Annotated in this window: 8 protein-coding genes and 1 tRNA gene; 5 read left to right on the top strand and 4 right to left on the bottom strand. The window is 74.0% G+C overall.

Features of this window, described 5'->3' with window-relative positions; translation table 11 throughout:
• From ACYVIP_RS44295 to ACYVIP_RS44275, 5 genes are read left to right on the top strand one after another with little or no spacing between them, the layout of a single operon-like run.
• Complete coding sequence (locus ACYVIP_RS44295) at positions 1-675, top strand: 2,3-dihydro-2,3-dihydroxybenzoate dehydrogenase (protein ID WP_460407213.1); 675 nt, start codon at positions 1-3, stop codon at positions 673-675.
• Positions 672-1,814, top strand: a complete 1,143-nt coding sequence (locus ACYVIP_RS44290) for an isochorismate synthase (protein ID WP_460407212.1) — start codon at positions 672-674, stop codon at positions 1,812-1,814. The genes ACYVIP_RS44295 and ACYVIP_RS44290 overlap by 4 nt, the downstream gene beginning before the upstream one ends.
• A complete protein-coding gene (locus tag ACYVIP_RS44285) occupies positions 1,814-3,418 on the top strand; it encodes a (2,3-dihydroxybenzoyl)adenylate synthase (protein WP_460407210.1) in 1,605 nt (534 codons plus the stop codon). The genes ACYVIP_RS44290 and ACYVIP_RS44285 overlap by 1 nt, the downstream gene beginning before the upstream one ends.
• The gene (locus ACYVIP_RS44280; protein WP_460407209.1) at positions 3,415-4,074 is read left to right on the top strand and encodes an isochorismatase family protein; all 660 of its coding nucleotides are present in this window, start codon (positions 3,415-3,417) and stop codon (positions 4,072-4,074) included. Before ACYVIP_RS44285 ends, ACYVIP_RS44280 begins: the two co-directional genes overlap by 4 nt.
• A 44-nt stretch (positions 4,075-4,118) precedes the next feature.
• Positions 4,119-4,331 carry a phosphopantetheine-binding protein gene (locus tag ACYVIP_RS44275; RefSeq protein WP_460407207.1) on the top strand — a complete coding sequence of 71 codons (213 nt, stop codon included), beginning with the start codon at positions 4,119-4,121 and terminating at the stop codon, positions 4,329-4,331.
• On the opposite strand, the gene ACYVIP_RS44270 is transcribed toward ACYVIP_RS44275, so the two are convergent.
• From ACYVIP_RS44270 to ACYVIP_RS44255, 4 genes are all read right to left on the bottom strand, one after another.
• Positions 4,332-5,027, bottom strand: a complete 696-nt coding sequence (locus tag ACYVIP_RS44270) for a DinB family protein (RefSeq protein WP_460407205.1) — start codon at positions 5,025-5,027, stop codon at positions 4,332-4,334.
• Between the two features lie 211 nt (positions 5,028-5,238).
• Positions 5,239-6,975 carry a selenocysteine-specific translation elongation factor gene (gene selB / locus ACYVIP_RS44265; RefSeq protein ID WP_460407204.1) on the bottom strand — a complete coding sequence of 579 codons (1,737 nt, stop codon included), beginning with the start codon at positions 6,973-6,975 and terminating at the stop codon, positions 5,239-5,241.
• Positions 6,963-8,255 (bottom strand): L-seryl-tRNA(Sec) selenium transferase, encoded by a 1,293-nt coding sequence (selA, locus tag ACYVIP_RS44260; RefSeq protein WP_460407202.1) that lies wholly within the window; start codon positions 8,253-8,255, stop codon positions 6,963-6,965. The genes selB and selA overlap by 13 nt, the downstream gene beginning before the upstream one ends.
• Before the next feature lie 14 nt (positions 8,256-8,269).
• Positions 8,270-8,364: transfer RNA gene (locus ACYVIP_RS44255), tRNA-Sec, on the bottom strand.
• Positions 8,365-8,397 lie beyond the last annotated feature (33 nt).

Here is an 8,397-nt window from a genome sequence, read left to right as displayed (position 1 = left end):
GTGGACGTCGACGCGGCGGCCGTGGAGCGGTCCGCCGCGGCGCGGCGCGCGGTCGGCGGGCGGGTGCTCGCGCTCGGCGCCGACGTGGCCGACCCGGTCGCGGTCGACCGCGTGGTCGCCGAGACCGAACGCCGCCTCGGGGACGTCACGATCCTGGTGAACGTGGCCGGGGTGTTGACCCCGGGCCCGGTGCTGGCGACCACCGACGCCGACTGGGCGCGCACGTTCGCGGTGAACACGACCGGGGTGTTCCTGTTCGCCCGCGCGGTCGCCGCCAGGATGGTGCCCCGGGGCGGCGGCAGCATCGTCACCGTCGGCTCCAACGCGGCCGGGGTGCCGCGCACCGGCATGGCCGCCTACGCCGCGTCCAAGGCCGCCGCGACCATGTTCACCCGCTGCCTCGGCCTCGAACTGGCCGCGCACGGCATCCGGTGCAACATCGTCTCGCCCGGCTCCACCGACACCGACATGCAGCGTTCACTGTGGACAGACGAGCACGGCGCGCGCCGGGTGATCGCGGGCTCGCTGGCCGACTACCGGACCGGGATCCCGCTCGGCCGCATCGCCGAGCCGGGCGACATCGCCGACGCCGTGCTGTTCCTGGTGTCCGACCGGGCGCGGCACATCACCATGCACGACCTGTATGTCGACGGCGGGGCGACCCTCCGCGCGTGACCGACGAGAACGGAGCACCCGTGTCGACCATCCAGGCCGACGCCCCACCGGGCACCGCCGACCTGCTGCGTGACTACCACGCCGGCGCGTTCTTCCTGTCCACCCCGGCCGGCACCCTGTTCGCCGACGATCTCGGCGACCAGCTGGCCACCGTCGCGGCGGCCAGGGCCGCGCTGACCGGGGACGCCACGGTCGTCGGCGCGATCCCCTTCGACGCCGGGACGCCCGCGCGGCTCGCGGTCGCCGGCACGGTGCGCCGGGCCGCGCCGGGACACCCGGCCGACGGCCTGCCCCTGCCGGTCCCCGCGCGGTCGTGGACGTGGCGGGACGCCGACCCGGAGGTGTTCCGCACCGGGGTGGCGCGCGCGTTGAGCCGGCTCGACGGGCAGGGGCTGCGCAAGGTGGTGCTCTCCCGGGTGCGCGAGCTGACCTCGACGCACCGGATCGACGCGCGGGAGCTGTTGGTCGCGCTGGTCGACCGCCACCCTTACGGATACACGTTCGGCGTCGGCCTCGGCGACCGCACGCTGCTCGGCGCCAGCCCGGAGCTGCTGGTGTCCCGGCGGGGCACGGTGATGCTGGCCAACCCGCTGGCCGGCTCCGCGCCCCGCGACCGGGATCCGGTGCGCGACGGGCGGAACGCGACCGCGTTGCTGGCGTCGGTGAAGGACCGGCGCGAGCACGAGCTGGTGGTCACCGCGGTGGCCGACGGGCTCGCCCCGCTGTGCCGGCGGATCGTGGTCCCGACACCGGAACTGTTACCCACCAGGACGATGTGGCATCTGTCGACGCGGATCACCGCCGAGGTGCCGATCGAGGTGTCCGCGTTGGACATCGCGGTCGCGCTGCACCCCACCCCCGCCGTGTGCGGTGACCCGACACCCCAGGCCCGCGCGCTGATCCGGGAGCTGGAGCCGTTCGACCGCGGGTTCTACACCGGACTCGTCGGCTGGACCGACGCCACCGGCGACGGCGAGTGGGTGGTGGCGATCCGCTGCGGCGAGGTCGACGGGACGCGGCTGCGGCTGTACTCCGGCGCCGGCATCGTGCCCGGGTCCACTCCGGACTCCGAGCTGGCCGAGACCGCCGCCAAGTTCCGTACTTTCCTGTCCGCGCTTGGCATCGAGGAGGACGGCTGATGGACCACACGCCGTGGCCGGCGGAGTTCGTCGACCGCTACCGCGCAGCGGGGTACTGGACGGGGGAGACCTTCGGCGCGTTCCTCGCCGACCGGGCGGCGCGGCACGCGGAGCGGGTCGCGGTCGTCGACGGCGACCGGCGGTGGACCTACCGGGAGCTGGACCAGCGGGCGACCCGGATGGCCGTCGGCCTTGGCGCGCTGGGGATTCACGCCGGCGACCGGGTCGTCGTGCAGCTGCCGAACATCGCGGAGTTCCTCGAGGTGATCTTCGGCCTGTTCCGGCTCGGCGCGCTGCCGGTGTTCGCGCTGCCCGCGCACCGGTACAGCGAGATCAGCTACTTCTGCGCGCACACCGACGCGGTCGCCTACGTGATTCCCGACCGGCACACCGGATTCGACTACCGCACGATCGCCAAGGAGCTGCCGGGGAACCGGCACGTGCTGGTCGCCGGCGAGCCGGGCCCGTTCACCGCGCTGTCCGCGATCCCCACCGACGGCCCGCCGCCGCCGGGTCCGACCGCCGACCAGGTCGCGTTCCTCCAGCTGTCCGGCGGCAGCACCGGCGTGCCCAAGCTCATCCCGCGCACCCACGACGACTACCTGTACAGCGTCCGGGAAAGCGCCGAGATCTGTGGCCTCACCACGGAATCGGTGTACCTCGCGACGCTGCCGGTCGCGCACAACTACCCGCTCAGCTCGCCGGGAGTGCTCGGCGCGCTGCACGCCGGCGCCACCGTCGTGCTCGCGCCCGCGCCCAACCCCGACGTGGTTTTTCCCATCATCGAACGGGAAGCGGTGACCATCACCGGGGTCGTGCCGCCGCTCGCGTTGCTGTGGCTGGAATCCGCCGCCCGCGAGCGCCACGACCTGTCGAGCCTGGCGCTGCTGCAGGTGGGTGGCGCGAAGCTCGCCGCCGAGGTCGCCGACCGGATCACCCCGGCGCTGGGCTGCCGGGTGCAGCAGGTGTTCGGCATGGCCGAGGGCCTGGTCAACTACACCCGCGCGGACGACCCGCCGGAGCTGGTCCGGATCAGCCAGGGCACCCCGATCTCGGCCGACGACGAACTGCGCATCGTGGACCCCGACGAGGTGGTGGTGCCCGACGGCGAGCCGGGGCACCTGCTGACCCGCGGCCCGTACACGATCCGCGGCTACTACCGCGCCGAGGAGCACAACCGGATCGCGTTCACCGAGGATGGCTTCTACCGCACCGGGGACCTGGTGCGGCTGCTGCCATCCGGGCATCTGGTGGTCGAGGGCCGGGTGAAGGACCAGATCAACCGGGGCGGCGAGAAGGTCGCCGCCGAGGAGGTGGAGAACCACCTGTTGGCCCACCACGGCGTGCACGACGTGGCGGTGGTCGCGATGCCCGATGTTCAGCTGGGGGAGCGCACGTGCGCGTTCGTGATCCCCACGGCCGAGCGGCCGAGTGCCGCGGAGCTGCGCCGGTTCCTGCGCACCCGAGGGCTCGCCGCGTTCAAGATCCCCGACCGGGTCGAGCTGGTCGACCGCTTCCCGTACACCGGCGTCGGGAAGACCAGCAGGCGGGACCTGCGCCGGGCTATCGAGGAGAACCTCGCCGAGGAAGGTGGTGACCGATGACCGAGACGACCACGAAGATCGGACTGCCCGCGATCGACCCGTACCGGATGCCGACCGCTGCCGATCTGCCGGCCAACCGGGTGCCCTGGCTGCCGTGCCGGGAGCGGGCCGTGCTGTTGGTGCACGACATGCAGAACTACTTCCTGCGCGCGTTCACCGGCGCGCCGGTGCCCGAGCTGGTCGGCAACATCGAACGCCTCACGCTGGCGTGCCGGCGGCTCGGGGTGCCGGTGGTGTTCTCCGCCCAGCCGGGCGGGCAGAACGCGCAGCAACGGGGGCTGCAGCTGGACATGTGGGGCCGGGGCGTCGGCGCCGACCCGCACGACGCCGCGATCGTCGACGAGCTGGCGCCGCTGGCCGGCGACACGCTGCTGACGAAGTGGCGCTACACCGCGTTCCACCGCACGGGTTTACAGGACCTGTTGGCCGAGACCGGCCGCGACCAGCTGATCGTCACCGGCATCTACGCCCACATCGGCTGCCTGATGACCGCGACCGACGCGTTCATGCGCGACATCCAGGCGTTCCTGGTGGCCGACGCGGTCGCCGACTTCTCCCGCGCCGACCACGACATGGCCCTGCGCTACGCGGCCGGCCGCGCCGCCGTGGTCACCACAACCACCACGTTGCTGTCCACAATGGAGGAGAAGGTGTGATGGAGCCCCGTGCCTCTCAACCGCACCCAAGGGGAGGCGGGTCGATGAGTGATCTCCGGGAGCGGATCGCCGAGATCCTGGACGTGCCACCGGAGACCATCGGCGAGCAGGACAACCTGCTCGACCACGGCTTCGACTCGATCCGCATGATGTCGTTGGTGGAGGCGCTGCGCGAGATCGGCGTGCACGCCGACTTCGTGGAACTGGCCGAGGAACCGACTCTGGAACGCTGGCGACAGCTGCTGCCGGTTTCCTGATCAGGCCTTCGCCTGCCAGAGGTCACGCAGCAGCGCGATCTCGGCCATGTGGTGGATCAGTTCGAGGTTGGCCCCCGACAGCACGGAGATGAACGGGTCGTCGGGGTCGGAGCCGTACGGGTACTGGGAGAAGCCGATCGTGTCGAGCTGGTCCTCGGTCACCGCGGCGATGCTGTCGTGCCAGCGGTCCATCAGCGCGAAGAACCGCTCGAGCTCGACGGCGGCGGATGGCGTGAAGTCCACCAGCAGCTTGGGTTCCCGCCGCGCGCCGAAGGTCCACTCCAGAACACCGGCGAAGTTGAGGTGCAGATGCCCCAGCCGCCACGCGATGGTGGTGATCGGCGACACGTCCGGCTCAAGTGGACCGGTGTGCGCGAGCACCTCCTCGACCCGTTCGACGGTCACGCTCCAGTCCTCGGCGATCTTGGCGATGGTCATGCCGCTGGCGACCTGCCGGGCGATCTCGGGGTACTCGTTGGCCGGGATGTCCGGGTTGCCGCTGTCGAGCACCCACTCGCCCGGCCCGAACGCCCTCGGCGTCACGGCCGCGTCCCGCCGGCGGATCGACCAGCACCCGGCCACCGGCTCCCACAGGTACTCCTCGTCCCCGAGTCCGGCCAGGCGCACCTGCGCCATCTCCCGCGCCCGATCGAACTGGTCGAGCAACACGCCAAGCCGATCGGTCCGCACAGACATCCCCTGGCCCCCTCGCTGATCGCGGCGCACCCGGCGGTGCCCAGGCGCAAGCTAACGCCTCAGCCCACCTGGCGCGACCCATTTCACCCACCGCCGACCGGATCCCGTCGGCCGGCCAGGCCCAGCTGACCCGCAGCGAAGGGTCCCATCACCGCGTCCACCGCAGCGAAGGGACCCTTCGCTGCGGTGGACGGGCGGGTCAGGGGCGGAGTCAGGGGCGGAGGTGGCGGGTGCCGGTTGGGGTGCGGCGGGTGATGCCGGTGGCGTCGAGGTGTTCGAGTAGCGGGATGGCGACTCGGCGGGTGGTGTTCAGCGCGCGGCGGGCGTCGCTCACGGTGAACGGGGCCGGCAGGGTGGCGAGGACCTGTGCCGCGCGCGCCGGTGCGCCGGCGGCGAGCACGACGGACTCGGCCAGCCGGACGAGCCTGCCCGCGCGCTCGGCCGCGGCCAGTTCGCGTGCGCCGAGACCGAGCGCGGCCAGCGCGTCGGCCGCCGGGGCGGAAAACGGCGCGCTGGCAAGCCTTCGCTCCAGCTCGGTCACCGCCAGGTCGACCTCGGCCGGCAGGGCGGCCACCGCGCCCGCCGGCCGGACGAGTCCGTTGTGGACGGTCAGGCCGGTGCCGGCGATGGCGGCCGACAACACCTCCTCGGGCACCGGCAGCGACTGCCGCAGCGTCGCGACCGGCATGCCGGCCGCGACCGGGTTCGCCGCCGACCAGGTGGCGAACCGCTCGGCGGCCAGGCCGGGCAACCGTTCGTGCAGCTCCGGATCGACCGCCCAGCCACCGACCAGCACCCCGCGCGGCGCCCAGCCGAGAGCGTGCAACGCGGCCACCGGCGTCGCGCCGTGCCGCCGCAGATGAGCCGGCGCCGCGTCGCCGGAGACCAGCTCCCGCTCCCTGGCCTTCGCCGCGCCCCGGCCGGTCAGCGCGGGCGGCGCCGCGTCCAGAATCTCTACCCCGCAGGCGATCCGGTGCTCACCGGGGTCCCGCAGCAGGCCGATGTCCCCGGCGCGCAACGGCAGCGCGGTGCGCAGCACGAGCCGCGCGCAGGTTGTCCCGAGTGGACGGACCAGGCAGGGCACCGCCGCGGCGCCGACGTGCAGCACCAACTCCCGGTGCAGCACCGCGTCTGTCCGCAGCAGCAGGTCGACCTCGTCGGTGGTACGCCAGGCCGCCGGGGCCACCAGCGCGTCGCCCCGCCGCAGCTCCGCCCGGTCGACACCGCGCAGGTTCACCGCGACCCTGGCCACCGCCCCCACCACCTCGGCCGGCCGGCCGAGCGTCTGCAGCCCCCGCACGACCACCTGCCGCCCGGACCCGGCGATCGCCACCACGTCGCCAACGCGCACGGTGCCCGCGCCGAGCGTCCCGGTGACCACGGTGCCCGCGCCCCGGACGGTGAACACCCGGTCCACCCACAGCCGCACGTCCGCGTCCCCGTCCGGCACCGGCAGCCGGCCGGTCATGGCGACCAGCTCGGCGCGCAGGGCCGCGAGCCCCGAGCCGGTGCGCCCGCTGACCGCGACCGCCCCGACCTCGCCGAGACTCGTCGCCCGAACGCGGGCCAGCGCCTCGGCCATCGCCTCGGCCGGGTCCGCGCGGTCGGCCTTGGTCACCACCACCAGCCCGTGCCGCACCCCGAACGCGTCGAGCGCCGCGAGATGCTCGGTGGACTGCGCCCGCCAGCCCTCGTCCGCGGCGACCACGACCATCGCGGCGGGCGCCGGGCCGGCCCCGGCGAGCATGTTCGACACGTACCGCTCGTGTCCCGGCACGTCGACGAACGCCAGCGTCGTGCCGTCGATCTCGGTCCAGGCGAACCCGAGGTCGATGGTCAGCCCGCGCCGCGACTCCTCGGCCAACCGGTCGGGCGCCATCCCGGTCAGCGCGGCCACCAGTGTCGACTTGCCGTGGTCGACATGCCCCGCGGTGACTACGACGTGCACCGCGCCACCGCGTCCGCCACCACCTGGTCCTGCTCCGGCGCGACCGTGCGCAGGTCGAGCAGACACCGGCCATGGTCGACCCGGCCGACGACCGGCGGATCGCCTGCCCGCAGCCGGTGGGCGTAGTCGGCCGGCAGGCTCAGCGCCGCGCTGGCCAACTCGACCCCCGGCGCACCGCCACCGCCGACCACCGCCACCGACTCGACGACGGTCGCGTCGACCCCCAGACCGGTCAGCTCACGCGCGAGCCGCGCGGCCCTGGCGCGCACCGTCGCCGGATCGGCGTGCAGCGCCACCGACACCGGGGGCGCCGGGCCGCGCAGGGTCGCCTCCAGCGCGGCCAGGGTGAGCTTGTCGACCCGCAGCGCGCGGGCGGCCGGGTGCCGGCGCAGGGTCTCGACCAGGTCGTGCCGGCCGAGCAGCACGCCCGCCTGCGGGCCACCGAGCAGCTTGTCCCCGCTCGCGGTGACCAGCGCCGCACCCGCGCGCAGCACCGAGGTGGCGTCGGGCTCGTCGGGCAGCACAGGGTCCGGCCGCAGCAGCCCGGAGCCGATGTCGACGATCACCGGCACCTCCAGCGTGGCCAACTCGGCGACCTCGACCCCGGCGGTGAAGCCGGTGACCTGGAAGTTCGACGGGTGGACCTTCAGCACGAACCCGGTCGACGGGCCGAGGGCGGCGGCGTAGTCGGCCAGGGACGTGCGGTTGGTCGTGCCGACCTCCCGCAGCCGGGCGCCGGTGGCGGCCAACAGCTCCGGGATGCGGAACCCGTCGCCGATCTCCACCAGCTCGCCCCGGCTGAGCACGATCTCCCGGTCCCCGGCCAGCGCCAGCGCGCACAAAAGCAGGGCGGCCGCGTTGTTGTTGACCACGTGCACGCCGCCCGCGTCGGGCACCGCGTCGGCCAACGCGCCGAGCGCGCCCCGCCCTCGGCGGGCCCGCTGGCCGGTGGCCAGGTCGAACTCCACGTCAGTGGTGCCGCCCGCCGCCTGGATCGCCTCGAGCGCGGCGGCCGACAGCGGCGCGCGCCCCAGGTTGGTGTGCACCAGCACGCCGGTGGCGTTGAGCACCTGACGCGCGGTCGACGCGGTGGCCGGCAGCGTCGCGACCACGTGTTCGGCGATCCGCTCGACGGCCAGCTCACCGGCGCGCGCGCTGGCCTGCGCGGCGGTCACCGCGGCCTTCACCAGCGGCGCGCCGAGCCTGCGGGCGGCCTCGGTCAGCCGGGGGTCGGCCAGCAGGACGTCGGTACGCGGGATGCGCCGGCGCGGGTCAGCCATGCGCACACCCGCCCTGGCGGAGGCGAACGGGAATCGAACCCGCCAACGGCAGGACCTGCCGTTCACCGGTGTTGAAGACCGGGCCGGTCACCAGGCCGGAAGCGCCTCCTCGGGGCATGGGGTACATCGTGACAGGCCCGGC

The organism is Actinophytocola sediminis, from assembly GCF_054779715.1.
The sequence above is the reverse complement of the archived record's forward strand: the minus strand, read 5'-3'. Positions and strand labels throughout refer to the sequence as shown.

Coding starts and splice junctions, on each gene's coding strand:
- ACYVIP_RS44285 (WP_460407210.1), top strand. CDS start 1,814: ATGGACCACACGCCGTGGCCGGCGGAGTTCGTCGACCGCTACCGCGCA.
- ACYVIP_RS44280 (WP_460407209.1), top strand. CDS start 3,415: ATGACCGAGACGACCACGAAGATCGGACTGCCCGCGATCGACCCGTAC.
- ACYVIP_RS44275 (WP_460407207.1), top strand. CDS start 4,119: ATGAGTGATCTCCGGGAGCGGATCGCCGAGATCCTGGACGTGCCACCG.
- ACYVIP_RS44270 (WP_460407205.1), bottom strand. CDS start 5,027: ATGTCTGTGCGGACCGATCGGCTTGGCGTGTTGCTCGACCAGTTCGAT.
- selA (WP_460407202.1), bottom strand. CDS start 8,255: ATGGCTGACCCGCGCCGGCGCATCCCGCGTACCGACGTCCTGCTGGCC.